Annotated in this window: 15 protein-coding genes; 8 read left to right on the top strand and 7 right to left on the bottom strand. The window is 70.9% G+C overall.

Annotated elements, in window-relative coordinates; genetic code table 11:
* Positions 1 to 66: 66 nt before the first annotated feature.
* Positions 67 to 1,407: a glycoside hydrolase family 18 protein gene (locus ACFQ7Q_RS33900; RefSeq protein WP_383561969.1), complete on the bottom strand. Its 1,341-nt coding sequence runs from the start codon at positions 1,405 to 1,407 to the stop codon at positions 67 to 69.
* Between the two features lie 224 nt (positions 1,408 to 1,631).
* On the opposite strand from ACFQ7Q_RS33900, the gene ACFQ7Q_RS33895 reads away from it, so the two are divergent.
* The 5 genes from ACFQ7Q_RS33895 (at position 1,632) to ACFQ7Q_RS33875 (ending at position 6,746) form a co-directional block, all read left to right on the top strand.
* Positions 1,632 to 2,384: a GntR family transcriptional regulator gene (locus ACFQ7Q_RS33895; RefSeq protein WP_383561967.1), complete on the top strand. Its 753-nt coding sequence runs from the start codon at positions 1,632 to 1,634 to the stop codon at positions 2,382 to 2,384.
* A 405-nt stretch (positions 2,385 to 2,789) separates the two neighbouring features.
* The gene (locus ACFQ7Q_RS33890; RefSeq protein ID WP_362363957.1) at positions 2,790 to 2,969 is read left to right on the top strand and encodes an SPOR domain-containing protein; all 180 of its coding nucleotides are present in this window, start codon (positions 2,790 to 2,792) and stop codon (positions 2,967 to 2,969) included.
* Positions 2,970 to 3,013: 44 nt separating this feature from the next.
* The gene (locus tag ACFQ7Q_RS33885; protein WP_383561964.1) at positions 3,014 to 3,457 is read left to right on the top strand and encodes a (deoxy)nucleoside triphosphate pyrophosphohydrolase; all 444 of its coding nucleotides are present in this window, start codon (positions 3,014 to 3,016) and stop codon (positions 3,455 to 3,457) included.
* Between the two features lie 143 nt (positions 3,458 to 3,600).
* The gene (locus ACFQ7Q_RS33880) at positions 3,601 to 4,020 is read left to right on the top strand and encodes an ATP-binding protein (RefSeq protein ID WP_383561962.1); all 420 of its coding nucleotides are present in this window, start codon (positions 3,601 to 3,603) and stop codon (positions 4,018 to 4,020) included.
* Between the two features lie 179 nt (positions 4,021 to 4,199).
* Positions 4,200 to 6,746, top strand: a complete 2,547-nt coding sequence (locus ACFQ7Q_RS33875; protein WP_383561973.1) for a SpoIIE family protein phosphatase — start codon at positions 4,200 to 4,202, stop codon at positions 6,744 to 6,746.
* Positions 6,747 to 6,814: 68 nt separating this feature from the next.
* On the opposite strand, the gene ACFQ7Q_RS33870 is transcribed toward ACFQ7Q_RS33875, so the two are convergent.
* Entirely contained in the window at positions 6,815 to 7,522 is a 708-nt protein-coding gene (locus ACFQ7Q_RS33870; protein ID WP_383561960.1) for a PspA/IM30 family protein, read from the bottom strand.
* 35 nt (positions 7,523 to 7,557) lie between these two features.
* On the bottom strand, positions 7,558 to 9,660 hold the full coding sequence (locus tag ACFQ7Q_RS33865; protein WP_383561958.1) for a TPM domain-containing protein: 2,103 nt from the start codon (positions 9,658 to 9,660) through the stop codon (positions 7,558 to 7,560).
* Positions 9,661 to 9,729: 69 nt separating this feature from the next.
* On the opposite strand from ACFQ7Q_RS33865, the gene ACFQ7Q_RS33860 reads away from it, so the two are divergent.
* Positions 9,730 to 10,806 carry a hypothetical protein gene (locus tag ACFQ7Q_RS33860; RefSeq protein ID WP_383561971.1) on the top strand — a complete coding sequence of 359 codons (1,077 nt, stop codon included), beginning with the start codon at positions 9,730 to 9,732 and terminating at the stop codon, positions 10,804 to 10,806.
* A 22-nt stretch (positions 10,807 to 10,828) separates the two neighbouring features.
* On the opposite strand, the gene ACFQ7Q_RS33855 is transcribed toward ACFQ7Q_RS33860, so the two are convergent.
* The 4 genes from ACFQ7Q_RS33855 to ACFQ7Q_RS33840 are packed head-to-tail and all read right to left on the bottom strand — an operon-like array spanning position 10,829 to position 14,557.
* Positions 10,829 to 11,599 (bottom strand): succinate dehydrogenase/fumarate reductase iron-sulfur subunit, encoded by a 771-nt coding sequence (locus ACFQ7Q_RS33855; RefSeq protein WP_383561956.1) that lies wholly within the window; start codon positions 11,597 to 11,599, stop codon positions 10,829 to 10,831.
* On the bottom strand, positions 11,596 to 13,482 hold the full coding sequence (locus ACFQ7Q_RS33850; RefSeq protein WP_383561954.1) for a fumarate reductase/succinate dehydrogenase flavoprotein subunit: 1,887 nt from the start codon (positions 13,480 to 13,482) through the stop codon (positions 11,596 to 11,598). The genes ACFQ7Q_RS33855 and ACFQ7Q_RS33850 overlap by 4 nt, the downstream gene beginning before the upstream one ends.
* A 1-nt stretch (position 13,483) precedes the next feature.
* Positions 13,484 to 14,320: a hypothetical protein gene (locus tag ACFQ7Q_RS33845; RefSeq protein ID WP_383561952.1), complete on the bottom strand. Its 837-nt coding sequence runs from the start codon at positions 14,318 to 14,320 to the stop codon at positions 13,484 to 13,486.
* A 9-nt stretch (positions 14,321 to 14,329) separates the two neighbouring features.
* Positions 14,330 to 14,557 (bottom strand): hypothetical protein, encoded by a 228-nt coding sequence (locus ACFQ7Q_RS33840; RefSeq protein WP_383561950.1) that lies wholly within the window; start codon positions 14,555 to 14,557, stop codon positions 14,330 to 14,332.
* 260 nt (positions 14,558 to 14,817) lie between these two features.
* Between ACFQ7Q_RS33840 and ACFQ7Q_RS33835 the strand changes: the two genes are divergently transcribed.
* Together ACFQ7Q_RS33835 and typA are read left to right on the top strand one after the other, a co-directional pair.
* Positions 14,818 to 17,292: an ABC transporter substrate-binding protein gene (locus ACFQ7Q_RS33835; protein WP_383561948.1), complete on the top strand. Its 2,475-nt coding sequence runs from the start codon at positions 14,818 to 14,820 to the stop codon at positions 17,290 to 17,292.
* A 302-nt stretch (positions 17,293 to 17,594) separates the two neighbouring features.
* Positions 17,595 to 19,496: a translational GTPase TypA gene (gene typA, locus ACFQ7Q_RS33830; RefSeq protein ID WP_383561946.1), complete on the top strand. Its 1,902-nt coding sequence runs from the start codon at positions 17,595 to 17,597 to the stop codon at positions 19,494 to 19,496.
* Positions 19,497 to 19,578: the final 82 nt, after the last annotated feature.

Here is a 19,578-nt window from a genome sequence, read left to right as displayed (position 1 = left end):
GGGCCTCCTTCGGGAGACCCGGCCCCGCCGACGTGAGTGCCGGGACGGCGTGCCGGAGCCGGCGGCCTATCGCCGGCCGAGAACCCCGTCGACCGCCGTGATCAGCTCGCCGTCGGGGGTGTCCCCGTCCAGCGACCAGAACATCGCTCCGCCGAGCCCCTTGGCCCGTACGTAAGCCGACTTGGTCCGCAGCACCTGCGGGTCGTCGTAGGTCCACAGGGTCGTGCCGTCGAACAGCCAGGCGTGGCCGTTCCTCCGGTCGCGGTGGACGGTGTACGAGCCCGAGTCCGCGAGCTTCCTGAGCGCCTTGTAGTCCTCGTAGCCGTTCGCCCAGGTGGCCGGCGCGGGGCCGGTCGCCGGGTGGCCGAGTCCGTTGCCGCCGCCCGTGACGCCCGTCCAGCCCTGGCCGTAGAACGGCATCCCCACCACGAGCTTGCGGGCGGGTGCGCCGCGTCGCAGCCAGTCGTTCACGGTCTGGTCGACGCTGAAGTCGTTCTTCGCGAAGAGCGCGGACTGCTGCGCGGTGGTGGACTCCCAGGAGCCGTGGAAGTCGTAGCCCTGGAGGTTGACGAAGTCCAGGTCGCGCATGATCTTGCGGACCTCGAAGCCCGCGTCGATCTTGGCGGGTGCGGTGGGGACGAAGGCGGTCAGCTCGTAGTGCTTGCGCTTGCCGTGGCTCTTCTGTGCCTTCGCGTACGCGTCGAGCTGGCTGCGGAACTCCCGTACGAGCGCGGTGAAGTTCTGCTTGTCCTCGGGGCGGAAGACGGTGTCGACGTCGCCCGCCGAGCCGGGCCACTCCCAGTCGAGGTCGATGCCGTCGAAGAGACCCGCGGCGGCTCCCGCGCCGCCACGGGCGCCGTCGGCGGGCAGGTTGCCCTTGATGTAGAGGTCGATGCAGGAGGAGACGAATGCCTTGCGCGAGGCGGGGGTGCGGGCAGCGTCGGAGAAGTGGGTGGACCAGCTCCAACCGCCCAGCGAGATCATGACCTTGAGGCCCGGGTGCTTGGCCTTGAGCTCGCGCAGCTGGTTGAAGTTGCCGGCGAGCGGCTGGTCGGCGGTGTCGGCGACGCCGTCCACCGAGCCCGCCGCGTCGAGCGGGCGGACGTAGTCGGCCCAGGCGTCGGCCTCGCCCGGGATGTTGCCGGTGAAGCACTTTCCGTCGGAACTCACGTTTCCGAAGGCGTAGTTGATGTGGCTGAGCTTGGCCGCCGTGCCGCTGGTCTCCAGGTCCTTGACCTGGAAGTTCCGTCCGTAGACGCCCCATTGGGTGAAGTAGCCGACGCGCTTGTAGGAGGGACGGCTGTCGCCGTGCGAGGCGGAGTCGGCGCCCGCGGCGGGCGCGAGACCGGCCACGAGACCGAGGGAAAGGGCGGCGATCGTCAGCCGGGAAAGGGTTCTACGACGCATGAGGCTCGTTTCCTGTGCGTGTGCCGGAAGGGAGCTGTGCTCACAGGAAAGTATTGGTCTGGACCATTGAGGTCAAGGCTTCGGCGGAGATCGGCTGCTATACCTGCGGTAAGCGCAGGCGTAAAGGCAAGTCATCACTTCGGGTGAAACTTTGGCCCATGGTTGCGGGTGGACACCGAGGGTTGTCACTCTGTAGCTGTCCGTCAACCTGAGGGGAGTGTCCAGTGACGTTCGGTGAGCAGCCCGCCTATCTGCGTGTGGCGAGCGATCTCCGGGAGAAGATCGCCAACGGCTCGCTGCCGCCGCACACCCGGCTCCCTTCGCAGGCGCGTATCCGCGAGGAGTACGGGGTCTCGGACACCGTGGCGCTCGAGGCGCGCAAGGTGCTCATGGCCGAGGGGCTGGTCGAGGGCCGCTCGGGCTCGGGGACGTACGTACGGGAGCGGCCGGTGCCGCGCCGGATCGCCCGCTCCGGGTACCGGCCGCCGTCCGGCGCCAACCCCTTCCGGCAGGAGCAGGCGGCCGACGGGGCGCGGGGTACCTGGGAATCCAGCAGCGAGCAGGAGCAGGCGAGCGCCGTGGTGGCCGCCCGGCTCGGCATCGAGCCGGGCGAGCGGGTGATGCGTACGCGGTACGTGTACCGGGACGCGGGCGAGTCGATGATGCTCTCCACCTCCTGGGAGCCGCTCTCGGTCACCGGCCGGACGCCCGTGATGCTCCCCGAGGAGGGGCCGCTGGGCGGCTGCGGGGTCGTCGAGCGGATGGCGGCGATCGACGTGGTCGTGGACAACGTGGTGGAGCAGGTCGGCGCTCGCCCGGGCCTCGCGGAGGAGCTGCTGGCGCTGGGCGGTGTGCCCGGTCATGTGGTGATGGTGGTCGAGCGGACCTACTACGCCTCGGGGCTGGCGGTGGAGACGGCCGACGTCGTCGTCCCGGCCGACCGCTACCGGATCGCCTACCACCTGCCGGTGCGCTGACCGGCGGGGAGTCGGGGGACGGGATGCTGGCGGTGGGTCAGCTCCCGCAATCGAGCGGCTCGCTGCGCTGGGCGCCGCACGCCTCGGGGCGCCGCTCGACGGGCATCCCATCGCCGGGGCCTGTGCGCCGTGCCGCCATGACATGGACCTGGTCACCCGCGGGCGCCGGCCTGCCGTACGGCCCTCGCGGCGGCCGGGCCCGTGCTGATACCCGCACCGAGGGCCCCCAAGGCCGCCTCCAGGGCCTGATCTTCGGCCTCCCTCCGTCAATTCCCGGCCGGATCCGTACCTCTTTGTGAAAACCCGTATCCGCTGTGTAAAGGTCAGGCGTAGGGTCGGGCATATGCGGATTGCCATTTCAGGGAGATCCTTAGAGACGACCGGATCGGCGGAGGGAGAAGCCCGATGACCGACAGTGGCCCTGTCCTGGCCTGGCTGGTCATACGGCAGGACGACAACGGGAACCGCTATCGCGTCGGGCGATACGCAACGCAGGACGAAGCCCAGAAGGTCGCCGACAGTCTCGACGACCGTGGACACAAGCAGCTCTACTGGGTCGAGCGCATCGGTCAGCCCGCGGTCTGACCTCGCCCAGGTGGGGGTGTCCCGCGCGGGATACGCTCCGGACCATGACAGATCGCCGTGCCGACCACGTGGCCGACCACGTGGTCGTGGTCGCCGGAGCCGTGTACGACCAGGGGCGTCTGCTTGCCGCGCGCCGCAGCGCCCCCGCCGAGCTCGCGGGCCGCTGGGAGCTTCCCGGCGGCAAGCTGGAGCCGGGGGAGAGCGCCGAAGAAGCCCTGGTCCGCGAATTGCGCGAGGAGCTCGGCGTCGAGACCGAACCCGGGGAGCGCATCCCCGGCGAGTGGCCGCTGAAGCCCGGTTACGTCCTCCAGGTGTGGACGGCCCGGCTGCTCTCCGGTGAACCGCGCCCGCTGGAGGACCACGACGAACTGCGCTGGCTGGCGCGCCACGAGCTGGACTCCGTCGACTGGCTCGACCAGGACCGGCCCGCCGTGGCCGAGGCCGGGCTGCGACTGCCGACCGCCCCGGCGGGTGGAGTGCACGGCTGAGGCTCTACGCCGTTCGTGCCACCATGCGCCCACTGGTCCAATCCCTGCGATATCCCGCCCTGAATATCGGGTATGTGCTGATTAACCCCCCGAAATAGGACGTGGGCCTCCCTTCTGGTGATGGGCTGGGGAAGTGATCGGGCGTGATCGACACCGAAGGCGACTGCGCCGAGTGGTACTTCCCGGCGGAGGCCAACGCGGTGCGCACGGCGCGCCACGCCGTGCGCGACACGCTCCGGGCCTGGAAGATCGACCCCGCGGTGGGTGACGTCACCGTCCTGCTGGTGAGCGAGCTGGTGACCAATTCCCTGCGCTACGCCTCCGGCCCCATCGGTGTCCGTCTCGTGCACGTGCAGCCGGACGGCGGCGACACCGCTCACCACCCCGCCCTTCTCGTGGAAGTCTCCGATCCCCTTCCGGATGCACCCACCGAACGCCCCGCCGGCCCCGATGACGAGGGCGGCCGCGGGCTGCAGCTGGTGGCTTGTTCTGCTCGGCGCTGGGGCACCCGCAAGGGCAGGACGGGCAAGACAGTGTGGTTCGAGCTGGCCCTGCCGGGTTAGAAGACGGGGAGGGACAACGATCACCAGGCTCGGCCGGAAATGAACGAGACCACCCTGTGATCGTGAACGTCGTGCCGTCGGGGGCCGTAGTGCTGAATACTGCGGGCATGGCCGGTCCGGTGCGGTGAGCTGGAGGGGACGGTCGCGTGAGCGAGATACCTGAGACGGCGAGCGGCGTCATGTGGCAGAGCAGCCCGCCCGGCTCGATCTATGACTACATCCGGGTCGCCTCCTTCTCGATAGGGCCCGACGGGCTCGTCGACCAGTGGAGCCGCCGGGCCGTCGAGCTCTTCGGCGTGCCCGCCGAAGAGGCGATGGGCAGGGACCCGGTCGAGGCCTTCATGCCGCCCGACCTGCGGGAGCGTGGCAGGCGCCGGGTCGCGGAGATCCTCGACGGCAAGGAGTGGACGGGCCTCGTCCCGTTCCGCATACCGGGTCAGACCCGCCGTGACGGGATCGCCGAGATGTACGTCATGCCGAGTCAGACGCCGTCCGGTGAGCGAGCCGCGCTGTGCATCGTCGTCGACGTGCGGGCCCTGCGGCACATCGAGACCGACCTCGCCGCTTCGCAGGCCATTTTCGGCCAATCGCCCTTCGGCTTTCTTCTCTTCGGTACCGATCTCACCGTGAAGCGGGCCAACCAGCGCTTCGCGGCCGTCTTCGGCGGCAACGCCGACGACCACCGGGGCCGTACCGTCCACGACTACCTCTCGCGCCCCGAGGCCGAGCGGATGACCGCCGCGCTCCAACGGGTCCTGGAGACCGGGGAGGCCGTCACCGAGCTCCAGATCGTCGGAGCGCCCCCGGGCTCCACCGACCGGCGCCACTGGTCGATCAACCTCTACCGCGTGCACGGCGGCTCCGGACGACCCGTCGGCGTCGCGGGCCTGGGCATCGACGTGACCCGCCGCCACAACGCGGCCCGCGAGGCGGCGAGCGCCCGCCGCAACCTCGCCCTCCTCAACGAGGCCGGCGCCCGGATCGGCAACTCCCTCGACCTGGAGGCCACCGCCCGCGAGCTGCTCGACGTCGCCGTCCCCGGCTTCTGCGACCTCGCCTCCGTCGACCTCTACCAGGGGCTGCTGACCGGAGACGAGGCCCCGCCCGGGCGATGGGGCAGCTCCCACGACGTGGGCTACGGGGCGGGCAGCGCCGAACTGCGCCGTGTCGCCTTCGCCAGCGCCGTCGCCGACACCCCGCTCAGAACGCCCGGGGCGACCGCGGGATCGGGGACGGACGAGACCTGTTGCGGCACCGGCACCGTCGAGGTCGGCTCCGTCCACCACTACCCCTTCAACTCGCCCTGCGCCGGGGCGCTGCGCACCGGACGGGTGAGAACGGTGCCCGGGGGCGACGGCAGCCTCGTCCACTCCACCCTCGTGGTCCCGATGGTCGCCCATGACACCGTCGTGGGCCTCGTGCAGTTCTCCCGCGCCAAGGGCAGCGAGCCCTTCGGCGAGAGGGACCGGGCCCTCGCCGTCGAGTTGGCCGCCCGCGCCGCGGTCTGCATCGACAACGCCCGCCTCTACCGCCGCGAGCACGAGCGGGCCCTGATCCTCCAGCGCAGCCTGCTCCCGCCCGGCGACCCCGAGGCCGCCGGACTGGACATCGCCTGCCGCTACCTCCCCGGCACCACGGCCACCGAGGTCGGCGGCGACTGGTTCGACGTGATCGAACTCCCCGGCCACCGCACCGCGCTGGTCATCGGCGACGTCATGGGCCGCGGCCTGCGCGCCGCCGTCGCCATGGGCGAACTGCGCACCGCCGTCCGCACCCTGGCCCAGCTCGACCTCGAACCCGCCGAGGTGCTCTCCCACCTCGACGAGATCGCCCGCGGCCTGGGCGCCCCCGCCGGAGCCCAGCAGAGCGCCCGCGCCCACAAGGCCCGCGGACCCGAACTCTCCGAGGTCTACCTCGCCACCTGCGTCTACGCCGTCTACGACCCGGTCACCCGCCGCTGCACCTTCGCCAACGCCGGCCACCTGCCGCCGGTCCTCGTCGAACCCGGCGAGAAGGCCCTGCTGCTCGACGTGCCCCCGGGGATGCCGCTCGGCGTCGGCGGCGAACCCTTCGAGGAGGTCGAGGTCGAACTGCCCGAGGGGTCGCTGCTCGCCCTCTACACCGACGGGCTCGTCGAGTCCCGCGACCATCCCCTCGACGAGGGCCTGAGCGCCTTCCGTAACGCGCTCACCGACGCGGCGCGCCCCCTCGAGGACGTCTGCGACCGGGTCCTGACCACCCTCGACACCGGGCACGGCGAGGACGACATCGCCCTCCTCATGGCCCGTATCCAGGGACTGCCGTGCGACGCGGTGGGGGACTGGCGACTGCCCAGGGAACCCCGCTCGGTCGGCCGCGCCCGCGAGCTGGCCCGGGCGCAGCTCACCGCGTGGGACCTCGAACCGCTGGTGGACACCGTCGAACTGCTCGTCAGCGAGCTGGTCACCAACGCCCTGCGCTACGGCGAGGGCGAGATCAGGCTGCGGCTGCTGCGCGACCGCACCCTGGTCTGCGAGGTCTGGGACGCCGGTCTGGTCCAGCCGAGGCGCCGTCGGGCCAGGGACACCGACGAGGGCGGACGCGGACTGCAGTTGGTCGGACTGCTCAGCGCGGCCTGGGGATCGCGCCGCACGCCGCGCGGCAAGACGGTCTGGTTCGAACTTCCCCTGCCGGACGACGGCGACGCCGCGGAGCCGACCGTGGAGCAGCTGCTGAGCATGTTCTGACCAGCGCCGCACCCTCTCACGGGCCCGGCCGGGCACCACCCCGCACCGGGCCGGCAGGCCGGGCGGCGCTACCCCTTGAGGGCGGCCAGCCGGGCCTCGATCTCCGCGCTGTCGCCGAGGGCGTCCAACTGCTCGAACTGGGCGTCCAGCGAGGAGGCGGCCAGCTCCTGCTTGCCCATCGCCTTCGCCTCCTCGCGCCGGACCTTGTCCTCGAACCGGCTCAGCTCGCTCGTCGGGTCCAGGACGTCGATGCTCTTCACCGCGTCCATCATCCGGTTCTGCGCCTGCGCGGACTTGGCCCGCGCCACCAGCTCGTCCCGCTTCGCCCGGAGCTCGTTCAGCTTGGTCTTCATCTGGTCCAGGCCGGACTTGAGCTTGTCCACCACCTCGGTCTGCGAGGCGATCGTCGGCTCGGCTGTCCTCGCCTCCTTCTCCGACTGGAGCTGGCGTCCCAGCGCGACCTTCGCGAGATTGTCGAACCTGTCCGCCTCCGCCGTCTGACCGCCGGTCCGCAGCTCGTCCCCCTTCCTGCTCGCGGCCAGGGCCTTCTCGCCCCACTCCTTCGCCGCGTCGACGTCCTCTTGGTGGTCCTGCTCCATCAACCGCAGATTCCCGATCGTCGCCGCCACGGCCTCCTCCGCCTCCGCGATGTTGCTCGTGTAGTCGCGGATCAGCTGGTCCAGCATCTTCTGCGGGTCCTCGGCCTGGTCCAGAAGGGCGTTGATGTTGGCCTTCGCCAGCTGGGCGACACGGCCGAGGATCGTCTGCTTCGACATGCTTGATCTCCTTGAACGCGTTGAGCGAGACATGGTCAGAAACGGCCGCCGCCGCCCAGCCGGCCGCGTGTGCCTCCGCCGCCGAAGCTGCCGGGCCCGCCGCCGAAACCTCCGCCCCCGAAACCGCCACCACTCGATCCCCCTCCGCCTCTGCCGGAACCTCCGCCGAACAATCCGCCGAGGATGATGCCGCCGAGCACCGCACCGCCGAGCCCGCCGCCGCCACCTCCCACCCCTGTTACACCGCCCAGGCCGTTCGGGTTCCCATAGGTGCGGACGTCCTGCTCGGCGAGGTCCTGCGCCCGGCGGGCCAGCGCGTCCGCCTGCTGGGCCTCGGCGAGCGCGGCCTGCGGGTCGTCGGCGGCTTCGAGTTCCCTCGCCTTCTCCAGCCGCCGCTGGGCCTCGGCCAGCCGCGTACGGGCCTCGCTGCCGATCGCCCCGCGATGCGTCGTGACGTAGTCGGCCGCCGCCCCGATCGCGGAACGGGCGGTCAGCATCGCCTGATCGAGGAGCGCACGGGCGCGCCGTGTACCCGACTCGCGCTCCCGCGCGCCCTCCAGGGCCTCGTCGAGGACCGCGTCGGCCTCCTCGACGCGGCGCAGCGCGTCGAGCGGGTCGTGGCGGCCGGCGTCCACAACCCGCCGCACATCGGCGACGACGGACTCCGCACGGGCGATCCGGCCCTGGAGATCGGCGGTGGAGACCCCCTCGGTGGTGCCCTGGAGCAGACCGCGGGCGTCGGCGAGATCCGCCTCCGTCTCGGCCAGCGCGTTCGGCAGCTTGCCCACGGCCTCCGCGAGTTCCTGGGCCCGCCGGTCCACGGCCTCGCTGAGCCGCGCCGCCTGGTCGACGGCTCCCTCGGCGGCCCGGATGCGCACCGCGGCGGCGCCGTTGTCACCCGCGTCGATCTCCTGTCGGGCCCGGTCCAGGTTGGTCGTCGCGAACACCAGCCGGTCCTTGGCCTGCTCGACGGCGCTCGCGACGGGCGATGCCGCCGAATCGGCGTACCGCTCCCGCATCGCGTTCAGCGCCGCCTCCGTCGTGACCACCCGCCCGGTCTGCTCGTGGAACGCCTCCTCCACGGCGGCCAGCGCCTGGGGGGCGTTGCGCTCCAGGGCCCGCAGTCGGTCGAAGTCCTCGGACTCCGCGTCGAGACGGGTGTCGGCCTCGCCGCAGCGCCGGATGATCTCGTCGAGCATCGAACGCCGGGTCGCGTCGTCCTCGGGGAAGGCGTCGTCGAGCTTCTGCCGCAGCCGGAAGGCGGCAGTCAGCTCCTCCTTCGCGAACGCCACGGCCTCGGTGAACTGCCGCACCGCCTCGTCGCCGAACTGGGCGCTCGCGAAGCCGAGTTCCTCCTGGCTCGTGCGGACGGCGTCGTCGGTGGCGACCAGCACCCGCCTGGCCTGGCCGTCCAGTTCCTCCAGCGGCACCTGCGCGGGTTCCTTCGGCGTGCCCCAGCCCTGCCCGGTCCGCGGCGGCGCGCCGCTCCCCGGCCCGGTCCGCCGGCGGCGCTTGGTCCAGGCGTACGCCGCGACGGCGACGGCGCCGCCGACGAGGACGATCGGCAGAACCAGGTCCGTCCCGGAAGCGCCCTCGTCCGCGCCGCCGCCGGGATCGGGGTCACCGGGGGTGATGGTCGGCGTGGGCACGGGCTGTCCGGCGAGCACGGCGCCGTAGCCGTTCGCCGCACCGATGGCGGCCCCGGCCCAGTCGTTCTGCCGCAGCGCGGGCTCGATCGCGGTCTGTGCCACGTCGTCGAGCTGCGCCTGGGTGAAGCGGGACGCCGGGTCGGCCGAGTAGCCGTACTGCCGGTCGTGCGTGGCCACCGCGAGCAGCAGGTCGTCGATGCCGAGACCGTTGCGTTCGGCCGTCGCGTCGGCCCAGTTCTGGCCCGAACGCCCGGAGAAGTCCCTTACATAGACGACGAAGAGCTGTACGCGCCGGTCGTCGTAGAGCCGGTCCAGTGCCTGAGCGACCGCGCTGCGGCGGTCGCCCAGTGCCCCCACCGTGTCCGTGATCTGCCCTTCGCGGGACAGCACGACCGGGTCGTCGGCGCGGGCGCCGTGCACGGCGGGCACCACCAGCCACCACGCCGCCACCAGCGCCGCGAGGAGGATTCGGGCGGCTGTTCGCGTCACATGGGGAGGCTATGTCCCGATCTATTCACCCGCGACCGGGCGGAAACCGTTTCTCGGCCCTGAGCGTCACTGTCGGTAGCCGCCCCTAGGGTGGTCAGCACACAGTCGACGATCTTGGGGGCACGGGTGAACGGACGGGTACGCGGCTTGTGGCGGCGGGGGCGTTGGATCGTCCTCGGCTTCGCCCTGCTCCTGGTGCTGCCGCTCGCCGGCAGCGCGGCCGCCCTGCGGATCAATTACGCGGGCGATCTCCGTGAAGGGACGCAGTCCCGCGGCAAGGACGCCATCTGGCTGGGTCACGCCTGGGTGGACGGACGCAAGAAGGACGCCGACCTCGCGGCGTTCGCCGCCCGCATCAAGGGGACGGGGATACGCGACCTGTACGTCCACGCCGGCCCGCTGGAGCACGACGGCACGCTCCCCGCGGCCCGGTACCCGCGCGCGGCCTGGCTGATCGAGAGCGTCCACCGCACGATGCCCGGCATACGGGTGCACGCCTGGCTGGGAGACGTCCTGGCCACCGAGGGCCCCGAAGGGCTGCGCCTGGAGGACGCGGCCTCGCGCGCGGCGGTGGTGGGTTCGGCCCGGCAGATCCTCGACGCCGGCTTCGACGGGGTCCACTTCGACCTGGAGCCCCTGCTCTCGGACGACACGAACTATCTGTCGCTCCTCGACGACCTGGGCGAGCTGACCGGGTCCCGCAAGGTCCCGCTCTCCGTCGCCGCCCACCAGATCGACCCGCTGCCCGCCCTGCACTCGGTGAACGGCGCGATCAGCGGCAGCGAGAAGTGGTGGTCGCAGGAGTTCTTCGGGCAGGTCGCCCGCCGGGTCGACCAGATCGCCGTCATGTCGTACGACACCTGGATGCCGCTGGAGAGCCTGTACGGCGGATACGTCGCCCAGCAGACCAGCCTGGCCCTGGAGGTGACGCCCGAGGACACCGACCTGCTCATGGGGCTGCCGTTCTTCCACGAGGACGACCTCGGCCACCACGACTCGGCGGAGACCGTCGCGGCCGCGATCCGCGGCACCCGGCTGGGCCTGGGGCGCACGGACCACGACCGCGAACGTTTCGGCGTCGCGCTCTACGTCGACTTCGCCGCGAAGGAGGAGGACTGGGCGGCCTACCGCGAGGGCTGGCACTGACCCCGACCCCGAGGCGGAACGGCTACGCCTCCCGCCGACGGATCTTGTTGCCCAGCCAGACCAGCGGGTCGTACTTGCGGTCCACGGCCCGCTCCTTCAGCGGGATCAGCGCGTTGTCGGTGATCTTGATGCCCTCCGGGCACACCTCCGTACAGCACTTGGTGATGTTGCAGTACCCGAGCCCGTGGTCCTCCTGGGCGGTCCGCTTGCGGTCGAGACCCGTCTCCTCCGCGGCGTCCAGCGGGTGCATGTCCAGCTCGGCCACCCGCATCAGGAAGCGCGGGCCGGCGAACGCCGTCTTGTTCTCCTCGTGGTCCCGCACCACGTGGCAGGTGTCCTGGCACAGGAAGCACTCGATGCACTTGCGGAACTCCTGCGAGCGCTCCACGTCCATCTGCCGCATCCGGTACTCGCCCGGGGCGAGCCCCTCCGGCGGCACGAAGGCCGGGACCTCGCGCGCCTTGGCGTAGTTGAAGGACACGTCCGTCACCAGGTCCCGTACGACCGGAAAGGCCCTCAGCGGGGTGATCGTGAGGGTCTCCTCGCGGTCGAAGGTCGACATCCGGGTCATGCACATCAGGCGCGGCCGGCCGTTGATCTCGGCCGAGCACGAACCGCACTTGCCCGCCTTGCAGTTCCAGCGCACGGCGAGATCCGGAGCCTGGGTGGCCTGCAACCGGTGGATGATGTCGAGGACCACCTCGCCGTCGTTCACCTCGACCGTGAAGTCCGTGAGGTCTCCGCCGTCGGTGTCGCCCCGCCACACCCTGAAGTGCGCGTCATAGGTACTCACTCGTACAGCTCCTCCTCGGCGAGGTACTTGACCAGCTCCTCCTTCTCGAACAGCGCGAGCAGGTCCGCACGGATCGCCTCGGTGCGCGTCCGCTCGAGCCCGATCCCGCCGTCGTCCGCCGGGTGGCACAGCAGATTCACCGGGCGCCACGTCCGTTCCATCGACGGATAGTCCTCCCGCGTGTGCCCGCCCCGGCTCTCGGTCCGCTCCAGCGCCGCCCGTGCCACGCACTCGCTCACCAGCAGCATGTTCCGAAGGTCGAGCGCGAGGTGCCAGCCGGGGTTGAACTGCCGGTGCCCCTCGACCCCGGCCCGCCGCGCGCGGACCCGCAGCTCGGCGATGCGCTCCAGGGCCTCGGCCATCTCCCCTTCCCGCCGGATGATGCCGACGAGGTCGTTCATCGTCTGCTGGAGTTCCTGGTGGAGGGTGTACGGATTCTCGGCGGAGGGCTCCTCCGCCGCGCCGAACGGCGCCAGCGCCTCGACGGCCGCGGCCTCGACCCCCGCCTCGGAGACGCCTCCGCGCGTGGCGTCGGCCGCGTACTCCGCGGCGTGCCACCCCGCCCGCCGCCCGAAGACCAGCAGGTCGGAGAGCGAGTTCCCGCCCAGCCGGTTGGAGCCGTGCATCCCGCCCGCGACCTCACCGGCCGCGAAGAGCCCCGGAACGCCCACCGTCGCCGCGGTGTCCGAGTCGACCGCGATGCCGCCCATCACGTAGTGACAGGTCGGCCCGACCTCCATCGCCTCCGCCGTGATGTCCACGTCCGCCAGCTCCTTGAACTGGTGGTACATGGACGGAAGCCGCCGCTTGATCACCTCGGCCGGCATCCGCGTCGACACGTCCAGGAACACCCCGCCGTGCGGCGAACCGCGCCCCGCCTTCACCTCGGCGTTGATGGCCCGCGCCACCTCGTCGCGCGGCAGCAGTTCGGGCGGGCGCCGGTTGTTGTCCGGGTCCTCGTACCAGCGGTCGCCCTCGTCCTCCGTCTGCGCGTACTTCTCCTTGAAGACGTCGGGGACGTAGTCGAACATGAACCGCTTGCCCTCGGAGTTGCGCAGCACGCCCCCGTCGCCGCGGACCGACTCGGTGACCAGAATCCCCTTCACCGACGGCGGCCAGACCATTCCCGTCGGATGGAACTGCACGAACTCCATGTTCACCAGCGGCGCTCCCGCGAGCAGCGCGAGGGCGTGGCCGTCGCCGGTGTACTCCCACGAGTTCGACGTCACCTTGAAGGACTTGCCGATCCCGCCGGTCGCCAGGACGACGGCCGGCGCCTCCATGACGAAGAAGCGCCCGGTCTCCCGCTCGTAGCAGAAGACACCGCTCACCCGCCCGTCCTCGTCCTTGAGGATCCGGGTGACCGTGCACTCCTGGAAGACCTTCAGCCGTGACTCGTACGAGCCGCTCTCCCGGAAGTCCTCCTGCTGGAGCGCGACGGTCTTCTGCTGCAGCGTGCGGATCAGCTCAAGCCCCGTCCGGTCGCCGACATGGGCGAGCCGCGGGTACTCGTGTCCGCCGAAGTTGCGCTGGGAGATCCGGCCGTCCGGCGTACGGTCGAAGAGAGCGCCCCAGGCCTCCAGCTCCCACACCCGCTCAGGGGCCTCGCGTGCATGCAGCTCCGCCATCCGCCACTGGTTGAGGAACTTCCCGCCGCGCATGGTGTCGCGGAAGTGGACCTGCCAGTTGTCGTGGGCGTTGACATTGGCCATGGACGCGGCGATGCCGCCCTCGGCCATCACCGTGTGCGCCTTGCCGAAGAGCGACTTGCAGATCACGGCCGTACGGGCGCCCCGCTCGCGCGCCTCGATCGCGGCGCGCAGCCCGGCACCGCCCGCGCCGACGACGACCACGTCCCACTGCTGCCGTTCGACTTGAGCCATGTCAGAAGATCCTCGGGTCGTCGAAGGTTCCGGTGGCGAGCAGGTACACGTACAGATCGCAGAGCGCGACGGAGATCAACGAGGCCCATGCGAGCACCATGTGACGGGTGTTCAGCCTCCCGACCAGGCTCCACAGGCGGTAGCGCACCGGATGGCGGGAGAAGTGCCGCAGCCGCCCGCCGACGATGTGCCGGCAGGAGTGGCAGGACAGGGTGTACGCCCAGATCAGCACGATGTTGATCAGGAAGATCACGGTCCCCAGACCCGCGTGGCCCCACTCGTACGAGGAGTTCCGGAAGGTCAGCACGGTGTCGTAGGTGAGGATCGCCGCCACCGGGAGCGCGGTGTAGAAGAAGTACCGGTGGATGTTCTGCAGGATCAGCGGGAAGCGGGTCTCGCCGGTGTACGTCGTGTGCGGCTCGGCGACCGCGCAGGCCGGCGGAGAGGCCCAGAATCCCCGGTAGTACGCCTTGCGGTAGTAGTAGCAGGTCAGCCGGAAGCCGAGCGGGAAGACAAGGATCAGCAGGGCGGGGGAGAGGCCCCACCAGCTGCCGAAGATCTCCCAGTTGGGCCCGCCCTTCATCGGGACGCAGTTCTCCGCCAGGCAGGGCGAGTAGAACGGCGAGACGTAGGGCGCGGCGTAGTAGTCGCTGTTGGCGAAGGCTCGCCAGGTGGAGTACGCGATGAAGGCGAGCAGTCCGGCCGCGGTGGCGGCGGGCGCCAGCCACCAGCGGTCGGTGCGTAGGTGGCGGGGGGCGATCGCCGCACGGGAGGGGGAGTGCACGCCGGTGGCGGGCGCTCCCCTTCCGGTGGAAGGCGGTTCGGTTCCTGTGGCCAACGAGGTCTCCTAGGGCGCGTGCCGGTCGCGTGCTCCCAGACCCTCGTCGTCCGAATCCGTCCACAGCCCGCTGTCGTACGGGGTGTCGGGGATCGTCACGATGTCCTGCGGCCGACCGGGGGTCGGCGGCGAGGGGACGCCCCGCTCCGCCGCGATGCGGCGTTCCAGCTGTTCGACCGTGCGAACCAGGTCATCGAGGCGGCCCTTGACGGCCGCCAATTCGTCCTGAAGGGACATGGATTGCCCTCACTTCCGCGATTGCGGGTGGCGAACACGCGCCTGAGAGTGTCGCGCGTCACACCCCGCTTGTGAACCCATGTGTACGGGATTCCACTCGTCCGGAGATCCGCGCCGCCCGGCGGTTGGGCCGCACGGGTGGGGTTTGTCGGCCGCGCCGCCGTGTCGCCGTGGCCGGATCCGCTCCTTCCTTTTCAGTGTATGAGCAATAGGTGTGATCATCTCTAAATGGCATGAAACCGGATGAAGGGGTACAAGTCATGTCCCAGGTCGGCGCCCCTCGCGGGAGGACATGCTCCAGGAGCCCCCGCTCCCGCACGCTCCGTTCCGTCGCCACCCTCACCAGCGCGGTGCTCGCGATCTCGGTCCTGGCCGGATGCAGCTCGTCCGACGAAGCCGACGAGGCCAGGGCCGCCGCCCCGGACCACGCACCCGCCGCCCGTGACCGGGTGACCGACGGCGGCACCCTGAACTGGGCCGTGGACGCGATGCCCACCACCCTCAACGCCTTCCAGGCGGACGCCGACGGCGGCACCTCGCGCATCGCCGGGGCCGTGCTCCCCGCCCTCTACACCCTCGACGCGCGCGGCCGGCCGCAGCGCAACCCGGACTACCTGGAGTCCGCGAAGGTCGTCGAGACGGAGCCGAAGCAGGTCGTCCTCTACAAGCTCAACCAGCAGGCGGTGTGGAGCGACGGCCGCGAGATCGGCGCCCCCGACTTCGTCGCGCAGTGGCGGGCCCTGAACGGCCGGGACACCGCGTACTGGACCGCCCGGAACTCGGGCTACGAGCGCATCGAGAAGATCGAACGCGGCAAGAACGACCTGGAGGTACGCGTCACCTTCGGCAAGCCGTACGCCGACTGGCAGTCCCTCTTCACTCCCCTCTACCCGAAGGAGGTGATGGGGTCGCCGGCCGCCTTCAACGACGGCGCGCGCACCACCCTGAAGGCGACCGCGGGCCCGTTCCGGCTCAAGGCGGCCGATCGCAAGGCGGGCACCGTCACCCTCGACCGGAACCCCCGCTGGTGGGGCCAGTCCGCCAAGCTCGACCAGATCGTCCTGAAGGCCGTACCGCGCGCCGACCGCGTCACCGCGCTGGCGGCGGGCAAGCTCGATCTGGCCGAGATCGACCGGTCCGCGGCGGACCGCATCGCCCTCGCGGTGAAGGACGCCGAGTCCGGCCGGAACGGCGGACAGGCCCTCGCACACGGCCCCGGCGCCGCGGTCACCCCCTCGGCGGCCCTGAAGTCCTGGGCCCTGGCCAACGGCTCCGACGAGGGGAAGGCGGAGGCGGTGCAAGCCGCCCGCAAGAAGAACCAGGCGTCCATCGAGCAGTACACGACCGAGCAGCGGGCGCTCGGGAAGTTCGTGGTGCGCAAGTCGCTGGAGCCGGCGTACACCCAGCTCTCGCTGAACGGCGAGTCCGGTCCGCTCGCCGACGAGCGGGTGCGTCGGGCCGTGGCCCGCGCGCTCGACCGACAGGAACTGGCCGAAGCCGTACTCAAGCCGCTGGGTCTGCCCGCGACGCCGCCCGGCAGCCACCTCGCCCTGGCCGGGCAGGCGGCCTACGCGGACAGCAGCGACGCGCTCGGCGACCAGGACGCCAAGGAGGCCAGGGCGCTGCTCGCGGACGCGGGCTGGGTGCCAGGCGGCGCGGCTGAGAAGCCGGCCGGGACGAAGGCCGGCAGCGAGGCGGAGGACGCCGAGAAGAAGGCCGAGACCACCGACAAGACGGAGAAGCAGGGAACCGAGGGGACGGAGAAGAAGGCCCCCGCGGAGAAGACCCCCGCCGAGAAGCAGCCCGAGGCGGACAAGGCCAAGAAGCCCGAGGCAGCCGACGCCGCCTCCAACGACGGCCTCTACATCGTCGGCGACGACAAGCCGGGCGGCACCGCCGCCCGCGACGGCGCCAAGGCGCCCGAGCCCGCGATCGGCGCCACCGGTCCCGAGAGCGGCACCGACGTCCTCGCCCCGGCCCCCGGAGCCGCCCTGCAGAACGCGGCGCTGCTCCGCCAGGCCGCCCTCCTCGACACCGGCACCGACGCCGGCACCACGACCGAGGCCAAGGGCCGGACCGCGGCCAAGCCCGACAGCGGTGTCGCGGGCGCCTACGCCCCGCGCGGCACGGCGGCCCCCGCCGTGCCGGCCGCCGCGGGCACGGGCCTGGGCAAGGACGGCAAGGCGCTCAACCTGCGGTTCGTCCTGCCCTCGGGTCCCGGCTCCGAGTCGCTGCGGACCGTCGGCGACAAGATCGTGCAGATGCTCGACGCGGTCGGGATCAGCACCGAGATCACCAAGGTCGCGGACGAGAGCTTCTTCAAGGACCACATCGCCTCGGGCGACTACGACCTGGCCCTCTACTCCTGGCCCGCCACGGCCTTCCCCGCGACCGACGCCCGGCCGATCTTCGCCAAGCCCGAGCCGGCCTCGGACGGCTCGCTCCTGGTCGAGCAGAACTACGCCCGGGTCGGCACGGACCGTATCGACCAGCTCTTCGACCAGGCGGTGGCCACGCTCGACGAGGAGGAGGCCCGTGACCTGGTCCGACAGGCCGACGCCCGGATCTGGGCCGCTGCCGGATCGATTCCTCTCTATCAGCGCCCGCAGCTCGTGGCGGCGAAGCCCGAGATCGTGAACGCGGGCGCCTGGGGCTTCGCGGCCCCGCGCTACCAGGACATCGGGTTCAAGAAGCCCGAATCGGCCAACGGTGCGGAGCGCAATACCAAGAAATAGCTGAAAGTCCAGGTCACAACCTCAGATGCAGCTCAAGTTCCTTGCCCGCCGGTGACCCCGGCGGGCAGGATCACGTCCGGCCCCTTGACCCGGCCGGTTCCGCACGCTCAGTGCTCCCCACACCCCCAGTGCACCGCACCACCGAGGCCCCCAAACCTCCTAGTAGACCCTCTCGAATTCGGGCGGGGAAGCCCCTTGCGCGGCGGCCCCGTACCATAGGACATAGCCGTGGCGCGTCCGCCCGGCGGGCGTAAGAGGAATTTGACGCCGCATCCCACGATCCGAGAGAAGCGCAAGCACCCATGCCCACGCGCCACGACATCCGTAACGTCGCCATCGTCGCCCACGTCGACCATGGCAAGACGACCATCGTCGACGCCATGCTCAAGCAGGCCGGTGCCTTCGCCGCCCACCAGCAGCTCGACGACCGCATGATGGACTCGAACGACCTGGAGCGTGAGAAGGGCATCACGATCCTCGCCAAGAACACGGCGGTGAAGTATCACCCCAAGGACGGCGGGGCCCCGATCACGATCAACATCATCGACACCCCCGGTCACGCCGACTTCGGTGGCGAGGTCGAGCGCGGTCTGTCGATGGTGGACGCGGTCGTCCTCCTCGTGGACGCCTCGGAGGGTCCGCTCCCGCAGACCCGCTTCGTGCTGCGCAAGGCGCTCCAGCAGCGCAAGCCCGTCATCCTCTGCATCAACAAGACGGACCGCCCGGACTCCCGGATCGACGAGGTCGTCAACGAGACCTACGACCTGTTCCTGGACCTGGACGCCGACGAGGACCAGATCGAGTTCCCGATCGTCTACGCCTGCGGCCGTGACGGCATCGCCTCGCTGACCAAGCCGGAGAACGGCACCGTTCCCGCGGACAGCGACAGCCTGGAGCCGTTCTTCTCCGCGATCCTGGAGCACGTCCCGGCTCCGGTGTACGACGAGGAGGCCCCCCTCCAGGCGCACGTCACCAACCTCGACGCCGACAACTTCCTCGGCCGTATCGCGCTGCTCCGCGTCGAGCAGGGCGAGCTGCGCAAGGGCCAGACGGTCGCGTGGATCAAGCGGGACGGCACGATCTCCAACGTCCGCATCACCGAGCTGATGATGACCGAGGCGCTCACCCGCAAGCCCGCCGAGGTCGCAGGCCCCGGTGACATCTGCGCCGTCGCCGGTATCCCCGACATCATGATCGGCGAGACCCTGGCCGACCCGGAGAACCCGATCGCGCTTCCGCTGATCACGGTCGACCAGCCGGCCATCTCCATGACCATCGGCACCAACACCTCGCCGCTCGTCGGCCGCGGTGGCACGGGCAAGGGCGCGGACGCCAAGTCCGCGGTCAAGCAGCGCAAGGTCACCGCCCGCCAGGTCAAGGACCGTCTGGACCGCGAGCTGATCGGTAACGTCTCGCTCCGCGTCCTCGACACCGAGCGTCCCGACGCCTGGGAGGTCCAGGGCCGTGGTGAGCTCGCGCTCGCCATCCTGGTCGAGCAGATGCGCCGCGAGGGCTTCGAGCTGACCATCGGCAAGCCGCAGGTCGTCACCAAGGAGGTCGACGGCAAGACCCACGAGCCCGTCGAGCGCCTCACGGTCGACGTGCCCGAGGAGCACATGGGCGCGGTCACGCAGCTCATGGGTGTCCGCAAGGGCCGCATGGACAACATGTCGAACCACGGCTCCGGCTGGGTCCGCATGGAGTTCGTCGTTCCGTCCCGTGGCCTCATCGGCTTCCGTACGGAGTTCCTGACCAACACGCGCGGTACGGGTATCGCGCACTCGATCCACGAGGGCCACGAGCCGTGGTTCGGCACGCTGACGACCCGTAACAACGGTTCGCTGGTCGCCGACCGCGCGGGTGCGGTCACCGCCTTCGCGATGACCAACCTCCAGGAGCGCGGTGTCCTGTTCACCGACCCCGGCACCGAGGTGTACGAGGGCATGATCGTCGGCGAGAACTCGCGCTCCGACGACATGGACGTGAACATCACCAAGGAGAAGAAGCTCACCAACATGCGCTCCGCCTCCGCCGACTCCTTCGAGGCGATCGTCCCGCCGCGCAAGCTCTCCCTGGAGCAGTCCCTGGAGTTCTGCCGCGACGACGAGTGCGTCGAGGTGACCCCGGAGGCCGTGCGCATCCGTAAGGTCGTCCTGGACCAGAACCAGCGCGGTCGTACCGCGTCGCGCGCCAAGAACGGCTGACCTGTGATCTCGGCCGCGTCCGGCTGACGCCGGCAGGCTGACACAAGCTCAGACAGAGGGCTCGGGCCCCCGCAGTCACTGC

This window comes from Streptomyces sp. NPDC056527 (assembly GCF_042794475.1).
GTDB lineage: Bacteria > Actinomycetota > Actinomycetes > Streptomycetales > Streptomycetaceae > Streptomyces.
Note: the sequence above shows the minus strand (reverse complement) of the source record. Positions and strands in the feature narration are given on the sequence as shown.